Below are 21,185 nucleotides of genomic sequence, written 5' to 3' on the forward strand. Positions count from 1 at the left end.
GGTCCTACTTCCGTGGGGACGCCGATGCCGTTCTCGCTCCTGAAGACGAGGCGAGATTTGACACGGTCACGTACACGTACTACGAGCAGCTCAACGGCTACGAGTACCTAAAGCAACTTGACATTGGGTACTACTTCTACGCCGGATCTTATGTGGACGACATCCTGAACGTCCTTAACCCGGCGGAGAAGACGATTGTTCATATTCCTAACGTCAACTCAAGAGAGAGCACTAAGGACAAGATCCGCGAGGTTGAGCACATCTTGGATTGCCTCGGCAAATGGCAAGGAGCGGACCCGGAGACTGGCTTCCAGTTGGTCGAAACGCCGGATGGGCGGCTCCTGAGGATCGCGGACTTGGTTGACGATGACCCGAACAAGCGCGACCGTGTTGTTGCTGCGTTGAAAGACCCAGCACAGAAGAACAACCGGGATCACGTCGATATCATCATCGCGTTGGGAATGGCAAAGGAAGGCTTCGACTGGATCTGGTGCGAACACGCGCTTACCGTTGGGTACCGGTCGAGCCTGACGGAGATTGTGCAGATTATCGGCCGGGCTACTCGTGATGCGCCGGGCAAGCCCAAGGCGACTTTCACCAACTTGATAGCTGAGCCGGACGCCAGCGAGGAAGCCGTCACTGAAGCCGTCAACGACACGCTCAAGGCCATTGCCGCCAGCTTGCTAATGGAGCAGGTGCTGGCGCCCCGTTTCGAATTCAAGCCGAAACGTCCTGAAAGCGAGCCGGATGCCGGTTTCGACTACGGGAGCGACTGCTACGACCCGGCCGCTACTAACGTCGGCTTCGACGAGGAGACGGGACGCGTGCAGATCGAAATCAAAGGTCTCCTTGAGCCAAAGACCGAGGCGGCGAAGAGAATTGTAGACGAGGACCTGAACGAAGTCATTGCGACTTTCCTTCAGGACAAGACCGCCGCGGAGCGCGGCCTCTTCGACCCGGACCTCGTGCCAGAGGAGCTCACCGTGGTCCGGATGGGCAAAATCGTCAAGGATAAGTACCCCGAACTTGATGATGAGGACCAGGAAGCTGTGAGGCAGCGGGCGGTGGCGGCGCTGGCGATAACACAAGCTGCCAAACAGGAGGTGCTGAACACCCCAGGCGGGAGCCCAGGTGAGCCCTCGGCCAACACGTCGTTGATTGATGGCATCCGCAAGTTCGCGATGGACGTTCGTGAACTGGACATCGATCTAATTGATCGCATCAATCCATATGGCGAGGCGTACGCCATCCTTGCGAAGGCCATGAGTGAAGACAGTCTCAAGCAGGTGGCTGCCGTCATCGCTGCAAGGAAGACACGACTATCTCCGGAAGAGGCGAAGGACCTCGCTTTCAGGGCGGTGCGCTTCAAGCGCGAAAGGGGCCGGCCCCCATCCATTAGCTCTACGGACGCATGGGAGAAACACTTGGCTGAAGGAGCTGCCGCGTTCGTCCGATATAAAGATGAGGGTCGCTATGAGTGATCGCTATGGCTGATATGGACTTGGAACAGCTGAGGGAAGAGCTCGACGAGTTTGCGCAGCCCGCCAAGCAGGAAGGCCGAACGCCGCTCGAAGAGCGCATTATCGCCGGGTTCGAAGAGATTCAGCGTTTCGTTGACGAGCATGGTCACGCGCCTCGCCACGGCGAGCACTTGGACATCTTTGAAAGGCTGTACGCGATCCGTCTCGACCGGCTCCGCACACTTGGAGGGCACATGGGCTTGCTCCAGGGCCTAGACCGACAAGGGCTCCTGGCCCAGCCCGCTGGCATACCGCTGCCCGAAGAGGAGCTGGACGACGACGACCTACTTTCTGAACTCGAAGGCGTGGCGGGAGCTTCGTCAATCACACAACTCAAACACGTACGAGCAACCGCTGAGAAGCGAGCTGCCGAGGAGATTGCCAACCGGGAGCCGTGCACGGACTTCGACGCCTTCAAATCCCTGTTCCACCAAGTAAAAAAAGAGCTCGCCACTGGCATACGAGAGACAAGCCGCTTCGAGGAAAACGCGACCATCCAGCCCCAGCAGTGGTTCATAGTTGGAGGCCAGATCGCTTACGTTGCCGACATGGGTGAGGTCTACACTAATGCTCAAGGGCGAGAAGATGCACGACTCAGGGTCATTTACGACAACGCCACAGAAAGCAACCTCCTCATGCGCTCACTACAGAGAGCCCTGCATCGTGACCCTGCCGGCAGGCGGATTATCAAGTCATCAAATGGTCCACTATTCAGCGGCGAGGCAGCCGAGGACGACATAGCGTCCGGCACTGTTTACGTCCTGAGAAGCAATTCCGACCACCCCGATGTGGTGGCCAACCGAGATCTGCTGCACAAGATAGGCGTTACTGGCAGCGACCTTAAACGACGATTGGCAAATGCCCGATACGATCCAACCTTCCTCCTAGCAGATGTCGAGGTAGTAGCTACGTACAAGCTTGCGAATATCAATCGGACGAAGCTTGAGAACCTTATCCATCGCATTTTCGAGCCGGCGCGGCTCAAGATTCAGATCACAGACCGCTTTGGTAAATTAGTGGTCCCTAGGGAGTGGTTTCTCGTGCCACTATTTGCCGTAGATCAAGCGATTAAGCGAATACAAGACGGGACTATCGTCGAGTACGGCTACGACCCGGAAAAGGCGGCGCTCATAAGGAATTCCGGCGTTTCGGGACGGCTAGAGGGTTGAGCGATAGATACGTCGAAAACATGAAATGCCGCCCTACGAGCCTGCCGTTGACACGTACGTAGACGATCAGATGCTGAAATACGCTTAAGGGCGGGGAGTGCAGCAGGATGAATGGCAGGGCCGTCTAATAAACCTCTACTGGAACGTTTAAGGCGTTGGCAACGGGTGTGTATATGTCGACATCAATGTCGGGGATGCGCACTGAGACAAGAAGCGAGTAGCGGGCTGTCCGTCCCCATCTATCAAGCGAGCGCTTCTCTTTCCACCAGCCCGTAACCGGGAAGACAGCAATGGCATCCCGTTGGCTTAGTTCGATAGCTGTTCCACGCCAAACATCCGAGTGGAGGGAGCCCGTATCCCGTACCTGACGGAAGAACCAAGCGTCGCCTTCCGTAGTTCCTGGTCCACTTGCCCGGCTTGGGTCATCAGCTTGAGCAGCGCGATTGATCCGTTCTCGGAACGATTGGGTGTCTTCAAGCATTCCCTTTAGTTCGAATCGAAGGCCATGGGAGGCGTATCTATGCCTTCTACTCCAGCCACGCTCCCCTGGATTAGGTTCGATGAAGTAAGAGAGTGTTACCTTCAGCTCGACCTGGGCCTCACCTAGTTCTTCTAGAATGGCAGTGGGCCAGGGGAACTGATGTACGTTCATTTCGTTGGTGACAACTGCGCTATCCTGTCGTCTAAATGGAGTAAGAGAATCCTGAACGACGAGCGTAAAATCATTCCGAGCGCTTCTTAGTGCGCGTGGCAAATTAGGTACTCCATAACCGTATCGCCTCAAGAGGTTGCCCTTTTGGGTTTGAGTCGGATTTGGGCCCAATTGACTTCTCATTGCAGGGGTCCACTCGGCTGAGTGAACAATGAGGGCACGTGTGGTTTCCGGCCAATGCTGCGGGTACAAATAACAGAGGTGAGCTGCCATACGCGATGCAAGAGCTGTGGCAGGACTCGTGCCTTCGAAGTGGCGAAAGTGGCCGACACTTAGGTCGAAGTTGGTGCTAAGAAGTGACAGGTCATCGGCAGAGAGTGCTAAATTTATACCGTCTGTCGCCAGATTTCCCCCCTCGAAAACCACATCCGGCTTTATAGGCCATTGTTTCATCCAGACGAGGGACGTACGGCTTCTAGGACCTAGAGAGCCGAGACTTGCCAGCGGTGCCCAACCGTTAAGCTGAGGGTCTTGAATCGTCGTCTTGTCCGTATAGGCCCCAACCGTCAGCGGATTCCATGCTTGAGCCGGACTCTGAACCTCTTCGATATCGTTGCGGTCCGGGTACTCGTATGCGTTCACTGGGTCGGCAACGTTCCCGGCTGACACCAGTATCAATCTCTTGTAGTGCTCCTCACCGAAGCTAATTTGGTCAAGACCTGCAGACCATGAGGACGGCGAACCGCGCGCGGACTGAAAATCGCTTGTGACGGCGATACAGATTACGCGGTTTCGATTGGGCGCACGTTGCTCGGCACGAGCAACGGCCTCAGCCGTTATTGCTGCATAAAGCACAGGATCGTTTTGGCCTTGTGGGGGCAGAAACTTCACGGATTCCACAGTGGAGTGGACTGGCACGGCCTGATTCGAGGCGAGTGGCACGACGAGATCGCCAAAGAGGACAAGTCCGGCCATTCCCGTTCCGTGCCCCCGCCAAAAGACGCTATCGGCGACTCCCCAGTTAGGATCAACAGTATCGGAAAGTGCCAAGAACGGGGCGATTAGAGGGTGGTTGACGGTTATTCCACTGTCGAGGACGCAGATTGTCACATTCGAATCTGGTTGAAGTTGCGCCCTTTCCGCTAGGTCTGCTGCCCATTCGGCTTGTTCAACGGTTGAGAGGTCCAGAAAAAAAGCTGGTGTGTCCTTTGGTAACCGTAGCTCAGCAATTGAGTCGATGTGGGTCAGAAGAATATCGAGAGTTGCCTCGTTAGTGTAGGCGAGAAGAACTCTTCGTTCTGGAAAGACAATCTCGCTATCGCCTAACTGGACATCGAGCTTCTGCGCCGCTTCTCGAAACCTGCCAGATGAGTGGTCGCGCAGCCATACTTCCCACCAAGTGGCAAGATTGCCCTCCGGAAAGTAAGCAAGATCATCTGTGAAAATAGAACGAGCTGTTCCCGCTCGGACCCCTTCAAGTCGATTCGCCAACCCCTCGTGCTTTGGTCGCCCGCTCTGCGTCTGTTCGTCACGGTACTCACGTATTCGTTTGAGGAAAAAGTCAGCCTTTTGTTCGGGGATAAACACTGTCGCCGTATACGGATCTCCCTGCTCATCAGGTGCGCGGACGGAAAGAAGTTCTATCCGCCGCGGCCTATTTTCCAGTCGGTCCAGAGCCTCCGTGGAGTCCGCCGTGACTTTGAACTCAAGGTGTAGGCCTCGTACACCTGAAGTGAGCTCGGCATTGCGTTGTTCAGCCCGCAGACGGGCCTCAGCTATAGCTTCCTCCATTTGCCGCTCGAGAAAAGCAGCGTGTTCAGCCGTGACCCGGTCCGGAGGGCGTCTTGGTCTTCCCTCACGCGGAGAGGAGTATCGTTCTGCATTTCCATGGTCTGACAAAAAGATGTGGGGGAAGTCGCGGGGGACATCAGGCATGCTTAGAGGTTTGCTTGTCTTCTCTCCGCTAACGCCAAAAGCAGGCCTCTGGTTGTTATTTCGGTATGCCCCTGCAGGACGGCCTCCTTCGCCGCTTCATCAGCTGCACGTGCAATCTCAGCTTGGCTTAATTCTTGTACTGCTTGTGTTATTTCCCCCCACTCGACACTGTCGGTATTGAACTGCGTCAAGTGGGACTTGAGGATGCGGATAGAAATCTCTGAGTCTGGAAACTCATATCGAATGAGGTCGTCAAATCGCCGGAAGAGGGCTTGATCAAGTAGATCTGGGTGGTTCGTGGCTGCAATAATAATGCTCTGCGACTCGTCATTTTCGAGAAACTGAAGGAACGAGTTTAGGATTCGTCGTACTTCACCAATGTCGTTTGGAGCGCGCCGGTTGCTTCCAATTGCATCAAACTCGTCGAACAAGTAAATCCCGATGGTCTGGTTCATGGCCTCAAAGATTTGCCGGAGCTTAGCTGCCGTTTCGCCCATGAACTTCGTTATCACACCGTCAAGGCGTATTGTAAAAAGCGGCCTTCTAAGTTCGCCCGCAAGGACCGAGGCAGTCATAGTCTTCCCGGAGCCGGGAGGTCCCACAAACAGGAGCTTACGGCGAGGCTGTAAGCCAAACGACCTCAACCGGTCCTGCTGCCTCTGTTCATGGAGTATTCGCAGGAGCTTCTCCTCGATGCTAGGAACAAGGACCATGCTAGAGAGTCGGTGGTCTGGATAGGACACGGAGAGCAAGGTTGCAAGTTCATCCCGTAGTACGGGCGTCGGGTGGACACCTGCCCGCCGTACAAGCGCACTCTGCTCCTGTTTCGCTTTGTCTACAAGATCCCGAAGCTGTTGAGCCACCTTGCCGTGACCCTGGCGGGCTTCCTTGGCGGCGGCTTGCATGGCTACGGAAAGAAACTTATCTTCGTTCCCTTCAACGTAGCTCTTTACTAGAGCGATTAGCTGTTGGGCAGTCGCCACAATGCAGTCTACCCGTGACAGAGAATCGAAGATGTGGGGTGGTTTCGGCGGGCAGTCTTGTCACGCTGCCCTAAGGGCGCTCGTGCCCGGCGCCACCTTGCCTCATCAGGGAGCAGTGTCACCTTTGTCGCCTGTCCCGCTGGGTTAGATGTTGCTGCCAGTTCTGCTGCCACTACCTCAGAAGCTTGGGGCTGCTTGCGGTCGGTCCTTCGGAGGGCTACGAGCCGTAAGTAAGGTCTACGACAGAGTCTGGGAACATGGCGGCACAACAAGGGATGTCTAAACCTTGATTCACACGCGAGGGGTCACTGGTTCAAATCCAGTACCGCCCAGCAAGAGAAACAACGTGAGGGACGAGAGAGCGGCGAGGGCGAACTTCCTCGCCGTTTCTGACTTTCTTGATTTGACAGTAGTCTGACGATAGTTTGGAAGGCGAGAACGTCTCTTCACTGGCCGCTACTCCCGTCGACTACCCTCTGAGATGCAACGCCGGGCAAAGCTGCGACTTGATCGAATAAACGCCGCGATTCCGGGAGGTGCTCGACCCGCCCGGCGGTGAAAGCAGGTGCTGGGACAGGCCGGCAACTTCACCCCGAACGACTTCACCAGGGTCATCCGTTCTAGAAATCGAATACGGTTCTCATTCGGGGCAATGCCCTAGCCTAGCTGAGGCCGTCATGAGTCACCGCTGCAACTCCGATTCCAAGGCGCGGGCGGCAAGCGTGAGTAAAGCGCCTAGTGATACATCCGTGGGGCCTGTGCAAAGGAAAGCAGGCGGCAGGTAGACGAGGCCAGCGGCGGCTCGGGAGAGGTGCAGGACGATGAGATGCACGGGAAGGATCGGATTCCTAGGTCTCGAGCAACTGCTGTTGTTCTCCATGAGTCTTGTTCTTGCCCAAGGCGGACCGTCCCCGCTTCCAGCAATCGAGCTTCCCGCAGGCTCGGGCGGGGTCGGCTTCGACGACCTTCGCTATGCGGAGGACCTCGAGCGGGTGCTGGTTCCAGGCGGTCAGACCGGCCTTCTGTTCCTGCTCGACCCTGGAACGGGCGAGGTCACTACGATCGGCGGGTTTGAAGGTGCCCAGGCCTACCGGGGTGGTCATGGCGAAGGGGTCACGTCGGCTGACTTCGGCGGCGGCATGCTCTACGCGATCGACCGCACAGCTCAGCAGCTCGACGTCATCGATCCCGAACGCGGCCGGATACTGGCCGGCGTCGACCTTGCGGCACCCCCCGATTACGTCCGCTACGTTGCTGCTACCTCAGAGCTCTGGGTGACCGAGCCCGACGCCGAGCAGATCGAGGTCTTCTCGGCGCCAACGGTCGACGAACTCAATCCTGTCCCTAAGCTGATTATCCGGGTCGCGGGCGGTCCCGAGTCTCTAGTCATCGATGAGGCCGGTGGACGGGCCTATACGCACGAGTGGGCCGGCCGGACGGTCGCTATCGACCTTGCGAGCCACGAGATCATCGCGAGCTGGCGGAATGGCTGCGAAGGATCGCGAGGTATCGCCCTCGATGAGGGTCTCGGCCTGCTCTTCGCCGGCTGCAATGAGGGCCGTGTCACCGCCATGGATCTGAGTAACGATGGTGAAGTGGTAGGTGAGGTCGATGTAGGCGTTGGGGTGGACGTGATCGGCTATGACTCCGGCCTCGCCCATCTATATGCTCCTGCTCAGGAGAGTGGCTCGATGGCAGTGGTCGGTGTGACACCCTCCGGCAGGCTCGAGGTCCTGGCGCGGGTCCCAGTCACACAGGGGGCGCACTGCGCCGTGGCCGACGGTATGGGCCACGCCTGGGTTTGCGACCCTCAGGGCGGTCGGTTGCTCCGCTATGACGACACGCTGCCACCTGTGGAGTAGCCCTCGTCCCGAAGGATGTCGAACGACCTGCCCTTGGTCGCACCATGGAAGATCTTCCCTGGTTCTCCTTCAGAATTGACTAGATCGTTGGCTGCCTAGCCTTCTATTGCTCCCAATAGCTCGGCTGCTCGAGCATCGAGTTGCGGATCGCGGAACTCCTGGGCAGATGATAGGACAGCGGACAGCAGCTTACGACCCTCCCTGAGGTCGCCCCGCTCGAGGTTGAGTTCGGCCAGGAGCAGTTGTCCGCGCGGGAGCTGGTCGCGCAGTACGGCGCGTTCGGCTCGGTCGAGAGATTCCTGCACCAGTAGCTGTGCCCTGTCGTTGTCGCCCTCGCTGCGGTGCAACGATGCTAGGTCGATGAGTACGCGAACGACGTTTATCTCGTTCTCCTGCCGACGGCTGCGCTCGAGCGCTTCCTCGAATAGCCGCCTGGCCGGGTCGGGCTTGCCCCGTGCGACGTGCACCTTCGCCAAGGTACGCAGGAGGCTGTTGACGCCCGCTCGGCCGAACGGCGAGTCGATCTGGCGTGCGAGCGCCAGCGATCTCTCGAGGAGCTCCTCTGCCCGCCTTAACTCTCTCGACTCGAGAGCGATCAGGCCGAGAGCATAGTGACCGGTGATCGTCCCCCACATGTCGCCGTGTGCCAAGGTCTCGAGACCTTCCATCGCCTTCCGTTCCGCCTGCTCCAGGCGTCCCAGTCGCAAATCGAGATAGGCGCCATTCACGAGCACATTCCCCAGGACGTTCTCGAGCCGTTCGCAGTCACCGGCCACTTCCGTTGCCTCGCTCCGCACGTCCAGCTGTGCTCGCAAGACGTCTTGGGATCGGCGGAAGAAGTCGCTGCCCTCGGCGTAGCGGCCTCGCCTGTCGAAGAATTCCTGCAGGCCGAAGGCGATCGCAGGGAGGTGCGCCGTGGAGAGGGCGTTCCGCTGCAGGACCCAGTGCCAGGCCGCCACGACGTTGGACAGTTCGGCCTCCAGGGTGTCCAGTGCGGCGCGATGGTCGGCCTCGAACATCCGTGAGCCCACCAGGTTCTCGATGAGGCTCAGATAGTGCCTCGCGTGTCTCTCCCTTACACCATCTGCCTCATCGCCCTCTTCGCTCAGCCGCTCGGCCAGAAAACCTCGTACGAGCGGATGGAAGGTGAAGCGGCCCGCCTCCCTCGGCTGGACTACCGACTTGTCGACGAGGCGACGAAGATGGGCGCCCGAAGCCCCCGCCACCTCCCACGCGGCATCGAGTCCCCAGGTGTCGGCGAGGATCGACAGCCGGAGGGCGGTGATCCGTTCGGCGTCGTCAAGCAGCCGCCAGGTGCCGTCGAAGACGTCGTGGAAGCTCCGGTGCCGCTCAGGGATGTCGCGAAGGGGAGAGGTAAGAGTCTCGGGAGCGAGCGCGAGGGCGCTGGCGATCTGATCGAGCGGTAGTACCCGAAGCCAGCTCGCGGCCAACTCCAGCGCCAGCGGGAGTCCTCCGACCAGCCGACATATCCTCGTGACGAGCTGGAGCGAGGCGGGATCCGCCTCGAAACCGGGGGTTACCTGCGACGCTCGCGTCAGGAAGAGCTCGACCGCATCCCCACCCGCAGCCGTTCCGCTCTGCGTTCCGGATGCCGAGCCCCGTGAAGCGCTACGGCTGTCCTCCCGCGCGCCATTGCCGCTTCCGATGCCCGGAGCGAGAGAGTGCGGTAGCCCTGCCAGCGGCACGATCACCTCGGCCGTCAGGTTGAGTCGCTCGCGAGAGGTTACCAGCAGATGAAGGTTGGGACAGCAGGTAAGGAGCGCGGTCAGTTGCGGCCCTGCATCGATGAGGTGCTCGAAGTTGTCCAGAACGACCAGCATCTTCCGGTCCCGGAGGTTAGCGCAGAGTCGCTCGAAGGCCTCTTGACCTCGAGGGGGCGTCACTCCCAGATGGTTGGCGAGGCGAGCGGGGAGCGCGGTGGCGTCCGGTACGGCCTCTACCGGGACCAGAAGGACACCATCCCTGAACGCGCCTCTCGCCAGAACCCGGGCCGCCGCCTCCTCCGCGAGCCTCGTCTTGCCTGCGCCGCCCGGCCCGACCAGGGTCACCAAGCGGGTCTCGGACGAGTGCAGCAACCGGTCGAGGTGGGCCAGTTCGGCAGCTCGTCCCACGAACGAGTCGGCGCGCGGGACGAGGTTGTGGGGGATCGAGTCGAGGAAGGTCGCGCCCATCTGCCCGGCTATCGCCAGTAAGCGGCTCGCGACATCTGGAGATGAGGTAGTGAGGGCGGTGCTCCTCGCGAGCAGGGCGCCCTTCAGTGTCAGAGCCAGCCGTTCCCTCGTATCGAAGATCCACTCCTCCAGCTCCGTGCCCAGTCCGCGGGAACCGAGCCCATCGAGGAAAGGTCCGCCGTACAGTGCGAGGGCAGCTTCGAGGTCTCCTCCTTCGATTGCGACCAGTAGCTGACCGACATCGCTCTCCAGTTCGGTCCAGACTTCGTACCGGTCCGCGCCAACAGCACTAGGAGTGACGCTCCTCACCTGAGCAAGCGCAACGTTGAGGCTCCTCAGGTAGTTGCTTGCCTGAGGCCAGAACAGCTCCGCGAGGTTGCGCCGTTTCTGTGGGCCCTCGACAGCCAGGTAGGCGAGGAGCAGGAGCGATTTGGGTCGAGTGAGCCGAACTCCCTCCAGTCGCGCCCCGCCCAGCGTGCGCAGGAACATAGTTGGGCCGATTGTAGCGCCAAGTCGCGCTCGGCCATCTCCGGGCCCCGGTGCCGCCCAGCTGGGACCGTGGGTTCTCCCTCGGCCCTCAGCAGATGTTGCTGATGGTGATCATCACCGATCGGCTGCCTTCGAAGCCGTTCTCGTCGGTTGCCTCCAGCTCGAGGCGAGCCCAGTCGAAGGTTCGGCAGTCGATGGTGCCCAGGGTGTCGTTCGGACCCCACTCGATGCTCGCCGCCGTACCTATCTGGTAAACGTCCCCGCCGTTGCCGCTGTCATCGGTCGGGTGGTGGAGATACCAGACGTAGTCGTAGGGCCCGCTCCCGCCACTGGCCGAGCCGCTCAGTGTGATGGGGTCGCCGTTACCCAGTGCCGTACCGTCCTCTGGGTTGGTTATGGTGACGAGGATGTCGGGCAGCGGCTCTACTTCGATGGTGACCGAGTCGGTGTCCGTCTCTCCCGTGGGGTCGCTGGCGGTCACTGTGAGCGTCCGGCTGCCGGTAGTACCGAAAGTCCCCTTGCCCTCGCAGCCACTCGGCAACGAATCGCCTGCCCGGCTGGATTCCCAGTCGCAGCTCACCGTCTGTCCGTCGCGATCGTCGACCAGTGCGCTGAGTGTTACGGCTTCACCGACGAAGATTTGAGTACCAGGGCCGGGTGCCGCGAGCACGACGGTAGGCGGGTCGTTCGTTTCGCTCGCCACGGCAGCGCACAGATCGAACAGTTCCTTCTCGTAATCCAGGTCGAGAACGTCCACAGAGCTGATCCCCACGGAGCCGGCGAGGCAGCCTTTTAATTGCCATAACGTCCCTCCGGATCCAACAAGCCCCTCCTGGCTCGCTGCCAGACTAGCTCCGGCCTCCAGAGACCCGTATGGGCCGATGACCCCGTAGAGCCTGATCTCGAAGCGAGCGCCGGCCGCCACTTCGGCGCTCACGTCACCACTGAAGTCCACACCGCTGGAGTCGAAGCTGGAATCGTTACGCGACAAGTCGGAGAAGCCGTCGTCGGAGTTGTATTCGAAGCCAGCTGCCAGACCGATCTCCTGGTCCACCTCGAAAGAGAGCGTTGCCGTGAGGGAGCCTTGCGCGGTCAGGTAGATCTCGAGCCGCGGCGTCAGGACGACGGGGACCGGGCCGATGAAGAAGGTGATCGGTTCGAAGTTGTGGGTCGCTACGCCATACTCCGCGTCGAACTCGAGATCCTCGTCGCCCTCCAGGCTGAGGTTGGCGGTCTCGTTGAGCCCCACCTCGACGTGCACGTTCAGGTCCGGGATCTCGGCGCACACTCCGAAAACGGTGTCGTCGCAGCCGATGTCGATAGACAGATCTATTACGGGATCGATCTGCAGCGAACCGGTTGCCCGCAAGAGTCCGCCCGTTCCGAAGTCGGTGTTCAGCTGGTAACCCAGGCTCTGCAGCTCGATCCCCGAGTGAAGGGCCGTGGAAGAGGCAATATCGGCGGGATCGAGCTCCAGGTGGACCTCCAGACTGCCCTGGTGCACGGCGTCTCGCAGCTCGGCGCCATCGGTCTCGACCACGAACATGCCGCCCTCCTCGCGGACCGCCGTCACCTTGCGCAACAGTCCGTGGGGCGCTGCGGCGGTTGGCTCGCTCACTACTACATCGCCTGCCTCCAACGACGGTGCTACCGAGAAGAGGAGAGTGCCATCGGCTTCGACGGCGACCAACGAGTTGCGCTCACCCTCGTCCAGCACTTGAGTGGTAGGGGGGGTCAGAACGGGCCGCTCGCCGAGCGGCCCCCCTCCCTGACCGCCGCATGCCGTCAGGGCGATCAGGACGAGTAATGAGACGAGATACCTGATGCGTTGGGCCATCTACTCCTCCGCTCCGGTGCGGCGCCCGATTCCCCCGCGTCACGCCGGCGGTCCATCCGGGCGCTCGGCTGAGCCCTCGGGCTAAGCCGAGCCGTAACCGGCTGGCGGGCAACGGGTCATTGGAGAATATGGGGGGTTAAAAGTCGGTTAACGTCCGGGGCCGCCACTTGAAACGGGCAGTACTCGAAGCATGTCAGTCGCCACAAGATGGCTGAGATGACCGTACGTCGCGCACGCTACGGGTACGCCGACGGAGGGATCTAGGTTCAGCCCGGGATAGTGGACAAGGCGCTGAACGGAGGTAGTTCGCTGTTCGGCAAGCGCGCTCGCAACAGGGTCAGCACCTGCTTTACCGTGGGGGCGCCCAGTAGTTCGGGAGGAACGGCAATGCTGGCGGTCCTGGCACGAGGAACCTTCAGGCTCACCGCAGCTACACCCTTAGGCAGGGTATCGAGCGTGAGCTTCGGCAGCACGCTGAAGCCCAGGCCTTGAGCGATCATGTTCAGGATCATTCCGGTCTCCTGAGCCTGGTAGGCAGGTTCGGTCGCCCCGTACATTTCGAGAACGTACTTCACGCCCAACACGCAGCCGTCCCGCCAGTCCTTGCCGTAGGCGATCACCGGTAACTCCCGTAGGTCTTCCCACGTCAGTTCGTCGCGGTCGAGTGCTGCCGGGATGCAGACTACGAACGGGTCGTCGAACAGTTTCCAATGGATGAACTCATCGGATAGTTTCGCCACGACCAGGCCCAACTCTGCTTGTCCGGCTTCGAGGGCCCGGAGCACATCCATGGAGTTGAGGAGCACATCTCCCGAGTCGGTATCGACTTCCACGGGCCGTATTTCCAGTCCGGGGTGGCTCTCCCGCAGTCGTTTCATGACCGGCGGGAGCAGGTATTGAGCGATGCTGGGGAATCCTGCTACTCGTACCACACCCGAGAGAGTCCCCTTCATGAGCTCCGCTTCCTGGAGTAGGACTTCTTCGGTCCGAAGCAGCTTGACCGCCTGCTTCCGGATGCGTTCACCCTCGTCCGTCAGTCGGGCTCCGAATGCCCCGCGGCGGAAGAGTTTCAAGCCCAGAGCTTGCTCGGCTTGCGCCACTGCGTAGCTGACCGAGGCCTGCGACATGTCGAGATCGAGGGCCGCTGCCGAGAAGCTACCCGTCCGGGCGACGGCGAGGCAGGCGCGCAGTTGTGCCAGCGTCAACTCGCGACTATAGGTTTTCTCTATGGCCACGATACAGGCTATCAGCGGGGAACGTTGCTGGCAAGCGAGGCAGGGGCCTACCGTTTTCTCGAGGCCGAAAGGGCCGGTCCCGATTGGGGAACGAGGAGTTCCATACGGGAACGAAGGAGCAGCGAAATGTGGAAGCACCAGAAACCAACCTCAGGAGCACCCAGCTCATCTCTCCGTCGACCTGCCACTTCCTGCGCTGCGCTCGAAGAGAACGGCTTTGACCCTGGGCGCAGTGGGCGGAGGGCATCAGCGAGGAAGGGGTTCTCTGCCTCTTATTTGTCCGCCGATCCGCCCCAGATCCTTTCCGTCGTCATCCCCCTCCTGTTCATCGGCGTCATAGTCGCATTGGGCGGCGACCTCGGGCACGCAGAAGCCGGCTTCGCGGCGGGACAACAGGTCGCCGTTGATCACCAGCGGGAGGCGGTGCGCCAGGAGCTCGATGCGTTGGACCGGCTCGGTCAGGGTCTGATGGCACCCGAAAGAGTTGGTCGACCAAGGGTGATCGACCTCGTCGCTCGTCAGCAGCTGCTGATCGAGGACGGCCGTAGCCGCGCTGCCGCACGCGTAAGCCGTCAGATCGCCATCCTCAATGAAGTCATCCGCAGCGGCGACGCCAACGCCGAGTTCCTGGCCGGCGTAGAGCAGCGCCAAGCCGCATTGGTGACCCAACTTGAGCGGTTGAGCGAAGGGCGTTGAAACCGGATCGTTTCCGTTTCGCCCTGCAACTGTTGGCCCGGAGGGAGCTATTCGAACGCGGCATGCTCACTCCTACTGGCTTCCGCGCGGTAGTCCGCTGCGTTCCCGCTACTTCCGATCCACCGCCCCCACATCCAACAGCGGAGAGGCGTCGATCGCTCCGGCGTTGAGCATCGCGCCCACCTTCTCCAGGGCGGCGACTATCATCGCCTGCTCCCAGTCGGGTAGCTGCTCGAACTGCTCGGAGAAGGTTCGCTGCAGGGGGTCGGGTGCGGTCTCGAGGAGGCGGAGGCCGTCGGGCGTCGGCGCGACCCAGATCGCTCGCCGGTCCTCCTCTGCCCGCCTGCGGGTGACGAGCCCGCGCGACTCCAGTTTGCCGACCAGCGACGTTACGGTGGCCTGACCCACGCCGGCCCTGGACGCGATCTCTTTGGGGGTGAGCCGCCCGGCTGCGGCAACTATCTCGAGGACGATCAGTTGCGGTGTGGTGAGCCCGGTGGCGCGCGCCAGTTGCCGGGCGTTCAGTTCGGTCGCTCTGAGGATGCGCCGGAGCGCGATGAGGCTGGTCTGAGTCCGGTCTTCCATCAACCGCCCTTCGACGCGGGATGCTCCTTTATACCAGATGTAAATGATTCGATAGACGAAGAATAATTGCCGCCGCGGGGGCGATTATCAGCCGCTCCGCATGATGCAACCGCGCGGACTGTAAGCCACGATGCTAGGATATCTTTCGTCTATCGTAGTATTTGTGTCGCACGGGAGGAGGCAACCGTTGCCCACCAGCCAACTACAACCTGTACGACGACTGCCGGGCCAGGTGAGATTCCGGGCCCCCCGCACCGACGACGGCGCCGACGTATGGCGACTGATCAGGTCGTGCGAACCGCTCGACGAGAACTCGATCTACTGCAACCTGCTTCAGTGCGATCACTTCGCCGACACGTGCGTGGCGGCCGAGCGGGAGATGGACGGGCGGCTCGTCGGCTGGGTGTCCGCTTACCTGATGCCAGACGATCCCGAAACCGTCTTCGTGTGGCAGGTAGCCGTGGACGAGAGCGCCCAGGGCCAGGGAATCGCCGGGAGGATGCTGGCCGCGCTGCTCGAGCGCGATTCCTGCTCCAATGTTCGTCGACTCAAGACCACCATCACCCCCGACAACGACGCGAGTTGGGCGCTCTTCCGCTCCTTCGCCAGGAAGCAGGGTGGCGAGCTCACCAGCGAAGCCTACTTCCGTAAGAACGACCATTTCGACGGTGCCCATCAGACCGAGCACATGGTGACGATCGCTCTGCCGCTCGCCGCTCGCAGCGCCGCTTGAGCATCGCCGGAGCGCAGCCCCCTGAGCGCAGCCCCCTGAGCACCGTCACGTGAGTAGCGCCGCCTGAGCAGCGCCGCCTGAGCAGCGCCGAGTGAGCAGCGCCGCGTGAGCACGGCCCCGTGAGCACCCCCCTGACCACCGCCACGGGAGCAGCGCCGAGTGACCACCGTCCCCCAGCGCGCGCCCTGAGCACCGTCCCCCAGCGCCGCCCGAGCACCACCTCGAACCGTACGAGAGCCGGCCCCCCATCCGATTCGTCTGTCAAGAACGAACGACCGACCCGAAGGGACCCGAATGACGACTGCGACCCGACAAGACAAGAGCATATTCGAGCGGCGCGAATCCGCCGCCCGGAGCTACAGCCGCTCCTTCCCGACCATCTTCGAAAGGGCCAGGGGCTCGGTCCTCACCGGCTCCGACGGCCGCGACTACATCGACTTCCTGGCCGGTTGCTCATCCCTGAACTACGGCCACAACGATCCCGACATGAAGCGCGCCCTGAGCGACTACCTGGCCGCCGACGGGATCGCTCATGGACTCGACATGCACACCGCCGCCAAGTCGGCCTTCCTCGAGGCGTTCGAGCGTCTCATCCTCCGACCTCGCTCGATGGATCACCGGCTCATGTTCATGGGCCCCACCGGGGCGAACGCGGTCGAGGCAGCCCTCAAACTGGCGCGCAAAGCCACCGGGAGGACGAACGTCGTAGCCTTCACGAACGGTTTTCACGGCGTAACGCTGGGGGCTCTCGCGGCCACCGGTAACCTCTACCACCGTGGCGGCGCCGGCTTGCCGCTGAGCGGGGTGACCAGGATGCCGTTCGACGGGTCGCTCGGAGAGGACGTCGACAGCGCCGACCTGCTCGAGCGTCTGCTGAACGAGCCGGCCAGCGGGATCGAGCCTCCCGCCGCGATCATCCTCGAAACGGTCCAGGGGGAGGGGGGCCTGAACGCAGCCTCGCCCGAATGGGTGCGGCGCGTGGCCGAGATCGCCCGGGAGAACGGCGCCCTGTTGATCATCGACGACATCCAGGCAGGCGTAGGGCGCACCGGAACGTTCTTCTCCTTCGAGGAGATGGGCGTCGAACCCGACATCGTCACCATGGCCAAGTCACTGTCGGGCCTGGGCTTGCCCCTCGCCACTCTGCTGGTCAAGCCCGAGTTCGACGTGTTCGGCCCGGCCGAGCACAACGGCACCTTCCGGGGTAACAACCACGCCTTCATCACTGCCCGGGTCGCTCTCGAGAAGTACTGGTCCGACGGCAGCTTCCAGCGGACGATCGGCGAGCGAGCCGCCTATCTGAAGCAGCGCTTGTCGAGGATCGCCGATCGCCTGCCCGAGTCCAGGCTCAAGGGCAGAGGGATGATGCTGGGAATCGACGTGGGTTCCGGCGAGTTGGCGGCGCGGGTGTGTGCTCGATGCTTCGAGAACGGCCTGGTCATCGAGACCTCCGGCTCCCGCGACGAGGTCGTGAAGGTACTCGCGCCCCTGAACATCGACGAGGCCACCTTCGCGCGTGGGCTCGACATCCTCGAGAACGCGGTAGCCGAACTCGCCGAGCCCACGAAGGTGGCTGTGCCCTCATGATCGTGCGCGACCTGAACGAAGCGAAGAATGGTGAGCGGCACGTCTTCTCGGACGGCTGGGACAGCGTCCGGTTGCTGCTCAAGTCGGACGGCATGGGCTTCAGCTTCCACATAACGACCATCCACGCGGGCGCCGACCTACCGATGCACTACAAGAACCACCTCGAGAGCGTCTACTGCATCGAGGGTGAGGGTTCGATCGAGGACCTGGCGACGGGCGAGACGCATGCGATAAGACCCGGCGTCGTATACGCCCTGGACCAGCACGACCGCCACATCCTGCGGGCCCACGACCGCCCCATGGTCATGGCCTGCGTTTTCAATCCGCCGGTCACCGGCAACGAGGTCCATCAGGACGACGGGTCGTACGCCCTCGAGGCCGAAGAGGCCTGAATCGGACGCGACCGACCGAAGGCGAAGCAAGACGCCCACCCCAGCGGAATCGACCCCCAGGTTCGGCCCGCGAGATCGACCAGGAAGGAGAGCCCATGAGCGCGATCGCAACAGAACGAAGAGAAGATCTCTACCCGACCCGGCTTCCGGAGGAGCAGTGGCTCCCCCGCCACGACCCGACAGTTTCCAGCGACTGGCACGCGGGAGCGCCCCTCTCTCGGCAGCAGACCGAAAGGTTCGAGCGTGATGGCTTCCTGGTCCTGGAAGACCTCTTCACGCATGAGGAAGTGAAGGCGCTCATCTCCGAATCGGCCGCACTGCGCAGCGGAGAGCGGGACCTGGAGGCGGGCAGCGTCGTCACCGAACCCGGTTCGGAGGAGGTGCGTACAGTCTTCAAGCTGCCCGAGCAGAGCCCGCTCTTCGAGCGGCTGGCTCGCGACAGCCGGATAGCCGGAGCGGTCAGCTTCCTGCTCGGCGAGGACGTCTACGTGCATCAGTCCCGCCTCAACTACAAGCCAGGCTTCACCGGCAAGGAGTTCTACTGGCACTCCGACTTCGAGACCTGGCACGCCGAGGACGGCATGCCCCGGATGCGGGCCATCTCTGCCTCGCTGCTGCTCACCGACAACAGCGCGCTCAACGGTGCCCTCATGCTCATGCCCGGCTCGCACCAGCACTTCATCGCCTGCGCCGGCGAGACACCGGAGGACAACCACAAGTCGTCGCTCAAGAAGCAGGAAGTGGGCGTCCCGTCGCACGACGCCCTGAGCAAGCTCGCCTCCCAGCATGGCATCACAGCCGCAACCGGCAAGGCTGGCACCCTCCTCCTCTTCGACTGCAACACCATGCACGGTTCGAACGGCAACATCACGCCGTTCCCGCGCTCGAACGCCTTCTTCGTCTTCAACGCGATGTCGAATCAGCTCGAGGAGCCGTTCGGCGCCAAGAAGGCGCGCCCCGACTTCCTCGCTCAGCAGGGAGAGCCGCAGGCGGTCGAGGTCGCCTCCGGCAACCTGCTTTGACCGACCTGATGATGAAGAGACCCCCGGAAGTGAGCATGGACCAGATCGGCAATCATACGGTGGAGAAGATCGGCGGTACCTGCATGAGTCGGGCTAGTGAACTGCTCGACTCGATCCTCATCGGCAGCAGTAGCGGTAGCGAACTCTACCGGCGGATCTTCGTCGTCTCGGCCTTCGGCGGCATGACCGACAGGCTGCTCGAAGGCAAGAAGACCGGCGAGCCCGGCGTATACGGTCTGTTCGCCGACGGCGACAACGAGGCCGAGTGGATGAACGCGCTCAGCTCGGTAGGCAGGGCGATGCGCGACATCAACGAGTGGATGTTCGAAGACGCCGCCGACCTGCACGCCGCCGACGACTTCGTAAAGGGGCGAATCGAGGGCGTGCGAAGCTGCCTCATCGACCTGCAGAGGCTCTGCTCCTACGGTCACTTCCGGCTGGCCGAGCACATGCCCACCGTCCGCGAGATGCTTTCGGCCCTCGGCGAAGCTCACTCGGCGAACAACCTCGTCCTGCTGCTCCGCCGCCACGGCGTCAACGCCCGCCTCATCGACCTGACCGGCTGGCGCGACGAGAGCCAACCGGAGCTGGAGGAACGCATCGGAACCGCGTTCGCCCGGGTGGACCTCGAGCACGAGCTGCCGATCGTCACCGGCTACGCCCAGTGCCGGGAGGGGCTGATGCGCGAGTTCGACCGCGGTTACTCGGAGGTTACCTTCGCGACCATCGCGGCCATGACTCGGGCGCGCGAGGCGATCATCCACAAGGAGTTCCACCTCTCCAGCGCCGACCCCCGGCTGGTGGGCGCCGACCGAGTGCGCAAGATCGGCCGCACGAACTACGACGTCGCCGACCAGCTGTCCAACATGGGCATGGAGGCCATCCATCCGCAGGCCGCCAAGAAGCTGCGCCAGGCCGAGGTTCCGCTACGTGTCGCCAACGCCTTCGAACCGCACGACCCCGGCACCCTCATCGACGCCGAGCCGGCCCACGAGGCGGGCGTCGAGATAGTTACCGGCCTGCCCGTCACCACGCTCGAACTGCTGGAGCAGGACATGGTGGGAGTGAAGGGCTACGACGCCACCATCCTCGAGGTGCTCACCCGCCATCACGTCAGGATCGTCTCGAAAGTATCCAACGCGAACTCGATAGTCCACCACCTCGAAGCGCCTGCCAAGGCGATCAGGCGGGCGGAACACGACCTGGGCGAGCGTTACCCCACGGCCCGGATCACCGCCCGACGATCAGCGATGGTGTCAGTCATCGGGCGTGACCTTCGCGGGCTGAGGATCATGCGTCGAGCGCTGGTCGCCCTCGAAGAACACGGCATCGAACCGATCTCGGTGCAGGAGACCGGACGCGCCGTCGATGTCCAGTTCCTGGTGGCGCTCGAAGAGCGGGAGCGTGCAGTGGCCGTCCTCCACTCGGAGTTCATCGACTCGGGCCGGGCCGAGGTTCTTCCCGAGCTGGCCCTGGCCTCCTGAGCCGACGATCAGGGGTTGCGGCACAGCCCCAGCAGGTGGGCGCTGGAGTTGGTCAGCTCCGAGTCGGCCTCGGCCGCCCTCGCCGCTGCCAGGGCAACTTCCTGCCAGGCCGCATCTTGCCAGCGAGCATCGAACTCGCAGCTGAGCCAGGCGGGCCCTTCGATCCCTACCAGCTGCACCACCGTCAGGCCCGATTCCACGAGCTCAAATCGGGCCTCTTCAGTCGAGTGGAAGTAGGAGACGGCGCCGAACCCTGACCGTCGCTCGGTGAGACCGTTGCGAGCTACGTCGGCCATCATCTCTAGCGCACCCCGGTTCTGTGCCCAGTCGTTCAGGAAGGCGTCGAAGAAGACGCTGCTCCGCGAGATGAATGCGACGCACACGAACCCGCCGCTCCGCACGACCCGGCGGGCCTCCTTCAGGGCCGAGATGCGGTCCGCCTTCGACCGCAGGTGGTAGAGGGGTCCCAGGAGCAGGGCCGCATCGAACGAGTCGTCGGGCGCATCGAGAGCTCTGGCGTCCCCCACCATCGAGGCGAAACTGCCTTCGTCGCGGGCGGCGTCAACGTGGGAGGGGACCGGGTCGACCAGTTCGACTTCGTAACCCTTCCCGGCCAACCAGCCCGAGTAGACGCCGGTGCCACCTCCAACATCGATCACCTTCGCCGGCGGAGAGGGAAGGAATCTGCTGAGCAGTTCGACGGTGCGGGCGTACTCGAGCTGTCCAGGACCGCGCCTGAGGCGCTGCGCCTCGTCGTGGTCGACCTCGTAATACTTCGCTAGTTCGGCGTCGCTCATCAGTTCGCAGATGAT

Annotated in this window: 16 protein-coding genes; 9 read left to right on the plus strand and 7 right to left on the minus strand. The window is 62.0% G+C overall.

The window, feature by feature from the left end; genetic code table 11:
• Positions 1–1,481, plus strand: a 1,481-nt coding sequence (locus tag VF168_12390) for a hypothetical protein (protein ID HEX7004975.1), incomplete at its 5' end; no start/stop codon positions are given.
• A gap of 5 nt (positions 1,482–1,486) precedes the next feature.
• On the plus strand, positions 1,487–2,689 hold the full coding sequence (locus tag VF168_12395) for a GIY-YIG nuclease family protein (GenBank protein ID HEX7004976.1): 1,203 nt from the start codon (positions 1,487–1,489) through the stop codon (positions 2,687–2,689).
• A 124-nt stretch (positions 2,690–2,813) separates the two neighbouring features.
• On the opposite strand, the gene VF168_12400 is transcribed toward VF168_12395, so the two are convergent.
• Positions 2,814–5,276 (minus strand): S8 family peptidase, encoded by a 2,463-nt coding sequence (locus VF168_12400; protein HEX7004977.1) that lies wholly within the window; start codon positions 5,274–5,276, stop codon positions 2,814–2,816.
• A 2-nt stretch (positions 5,277–5,278) separates the two neighbouring features.
• On the minus strand, positions 5,279–6,259 hold the full coding sequence (locus VF168_12405; GenBank protein HEX7004978.1) for an ATP-binding protein: 981 nt from the start codon (positions 6,257–6,259) through the stop codon (positions 5,279–5,281).
• 878 nt (positions 6,260–7,137) lie between these two features.
• Here VF168_12405 and VF168_12410 point away from each other — a divergent pair.
• The gene (locus VF168_12410) at positions 7,138–8,121 is read left to right on the plus strand and encodes a hypothetical protein (GenBank protein ID HEX7004979.1); all 984 of its coding nucleotides are present in this window, start codon (positions 7,138–7,140) and stop codon (positions 8,119–8,121) included.
• Between the two features lie 95 nt (positions 8,122–8,216).
• Here the strand turns inward: VF168_12410 and VF168_12415 are convergent, their stop codons facing one another.
• The 3 genes from VF168_12415 to VF168_12425 form a co-directional block, all read right to left on the minus strand.
• A complete protein-coding gene (locus tag VF168_12415) occupies positions 8,217–10,802 on the minus strand; it encodes a tetratricopeptide repeat protein (GenBank protein HEX7004980.1) in 2,586 nt (861 codons plus the stop codon).
• 88 nt (positions 10,803–10,890) lie between these two features.
• The gene (locus VF168_12420; GenBank protein HEX7004981.1) at positions 10,891–12,639 is read right to left on the minus strand and encodes a hypothetical protein; all 1,749 of its coding nucleotides are present in this window, start codon (positions 12,637–12,639) and stop codon (positions 10,891–10,893) included.
• Positions 12,640–12,905: 266 nt separating this feature from the next.
• Positions 12,906–13,874 (minus strand): LysR family transcriptional regulator, encoded by a 969-nt coding sequence (locus VF168_12425; protein HEX7004982.1) that lies wholly within the window; start codon positions 13,872–13,874, stop codon positions 12,906–12,908.
• Between the two features lie 276 nt (positions 13,875–14,150).
• Here VF168_12425 and VF168_12430 point away from each other — a divergent pair, with 276 nt between their 5' ends.
• On the plus strand, positions 14,151–14,570 hold the full coding sequence (locus tag VF168_12430) for a hypothetical protein (protein ID HEX7004983.1): 420 nt from the start codon (positions 14,151–14,153) through the stop codon (positions 14,568–14,570).
• A 108-nt stretch (positions 14,571–14,678) separates the two neighbouring features.
• On the opposite strand, the gene VF168_12435 is transcribed toward VF168_12430, so the two are convergent.
• On the minus strand, positions 14,679–15,155 hold the full coding sequence (locus VF168_12435) for a MarR family winged helix-turn-helix transcriptional regulator (protein ID HEX7004984.1): 477 nt from the start codon (positions 15,153–15,155) through the stop codon (positions 14,679–14,681).
• A 232-nt stretch (positions 15,156–15,387) separates the two neighbouring features.
• Here VF168_12435 and ectA point away from each other — a divergent pair, with 232 nt between their 5' ends.
• From ectA to VF168_12460, 5 genes are all read left to right on the plus strand, one after another.
• Complete coding sequence (gene ectA / locus VF168_12440) at positions 15,388–15,888, plus strand: diaminobutyrate acetyltransferase (protein ID HEX7004985.1); 501 nt, start codon at positions 15,388–15,390, stop codon at positions 15,886–15,888.
• A gap of 294 nt (positions 15,889–16,182) precedes the next feature.
• A complete protein-coding gene (ectB, locus tag VF168_12445) occupies positions 16,183–17,475 on the plus strand; it encodes a diaminobutyrate--2-oxoglutarate transaminase (GenBank protein ID HEX7004986.1) in 1,293 nt (430 codons plus the stop codon).
• The gene (locus VF168_12450; protein ID HEX7004987.1) at positions 17,472–17,867 is read left to right on the plus strand and encodes an ectoine synthase; all 396 of its coding nucleotides are present in this window, start codon (positions 17,472–17,474) and stop codon (positions 17,865–17,867) included. Before ectB ends, VF168_12450 begins: the two co-directional genes overlap by 4 nt.
• Before the next feature lie 95 nt (positions 17,868–17,962).
• Positions 17,963–18,889 (plus strand): ectoine hydroxylase, encoded by a 927-nt coding sequence (gene thpD / locus VF168_12455; protein ID HEX7004988.1) that lies wholly within the window; start codon positions 17,963–17,965, stop codon positions 18,887–18,889.
• 8 nt (positions 18,890–18,897) lie between these two features.
• Positions 18,898–20,373 carry an aspartate kinase gene (locus tag VF168_12460; GenBank protein ID HEX7004989.1) on the plus strand — a complete coding sequence of 492 codons (1,476 nt, stop codon included), beginning with the start codon at positions 18,898–18,900 and terminating at the stop codon, positions 20,371–20,373.
• Positions 20,374–20,381: 8 nt separating this feature from the next.
• On the opposite strand, the gene VF168_12465 is transcribed toward VF168_12460, so the two are convergent.
• Positions 20,382–21,170 carry a class I SAM-dependent methyltransferase gene (locus VF168_12465; protein HEX7004990.1) on the minus strand — a complete coding sequence of 263 codons (789 nt, stop codon included), beginning with the start codon at positions 21,168–21,170 and terminating at the stop codon, positions 20,382–20,384.
• Positions 21,171–21,185: the final 15 nt, after the last annotated feature.

The organism is Trueperaceae bacterium (assembly GCA_036381595.1).
In the GTDB taxonomy this organism is placed as follows: Bacteria; Deinococcota; Deinococci; order Deinococcales; family Trueperaceae; genus DASVCN01.

Coding starts and splice junctions, on each gene's coding strand:
- VF168_12395 (HEX7004976.1), top strand. CDS start 1,487: ATGGCTGATATGGACTTGGAACAGCTGAGGGAAGAGCTCGACGAGTTT.
- VF168_12400 (HEX7004977.1), bottom strand. CDS start 5,276: ATGCCTGATGTCCCCCGCGACTTCCCCCACATCTTTTTGTCAGACCAT.
- VF168_12410 (HEX7004979.1), top strand. CDS start 7,138: ATGAGTCTTGTTCTTGCCCAAGGCGGACCGTCCCCGCTTCCAGCAATC.
- VF168_12415 (HEX7004980.1), bottom strand. CDS start 10,802: ATGTTCCTGCGCACGCTGGGCGGGGCGCGACTGGAGGGAGTTCGGCTC.
- VF168_12420 (HEX7004981.1), bottom strand. CDS start 12,639: ATGGCCCAACGCATCAGGTATCTCGTCTCATTACTCGTCCTGATCGCC.
- VF168_12435 (HEX7004984.1), bottom strand. CDS start 15,155: ATGGAAGACCGGACTCAGACCAGCCTCATCGCGCTCCGGCGCATCCTC.
- ectB (HEX7004986.1), top strand. CDS start 16,183: ATGACGACTGCGACCCGACAAGACAAGAGCATATTCGAGCGGCGCGAA.
- VF168_12450 (HEX7004987.1), top strand. CDS start 17,472: ATGATCGTGCGCGACCTGAACGAAGCGAAGAATGGTGAGCGGCACGTC.
- thpD (HEX7004988.1), top strand. CDS start 17,963: ATGAGCGCGATCGCAACAGAACGAAGAGAAGATCTCTACCCGACCCGG.
- VF168_12460 (HEX7004989.1), top strand. CDS start 18,898: ATGATGAAGAGACCCCCGGAAGTGAGCATGGACCAGATCGGCAATCAT.
- VF168_12465 (HEX7004990.1), bottom strand. CDS start 21,170: ATGAGCGACGCCGAACTAGCGAAGTATTACGAGGTCGACCACGACGAG.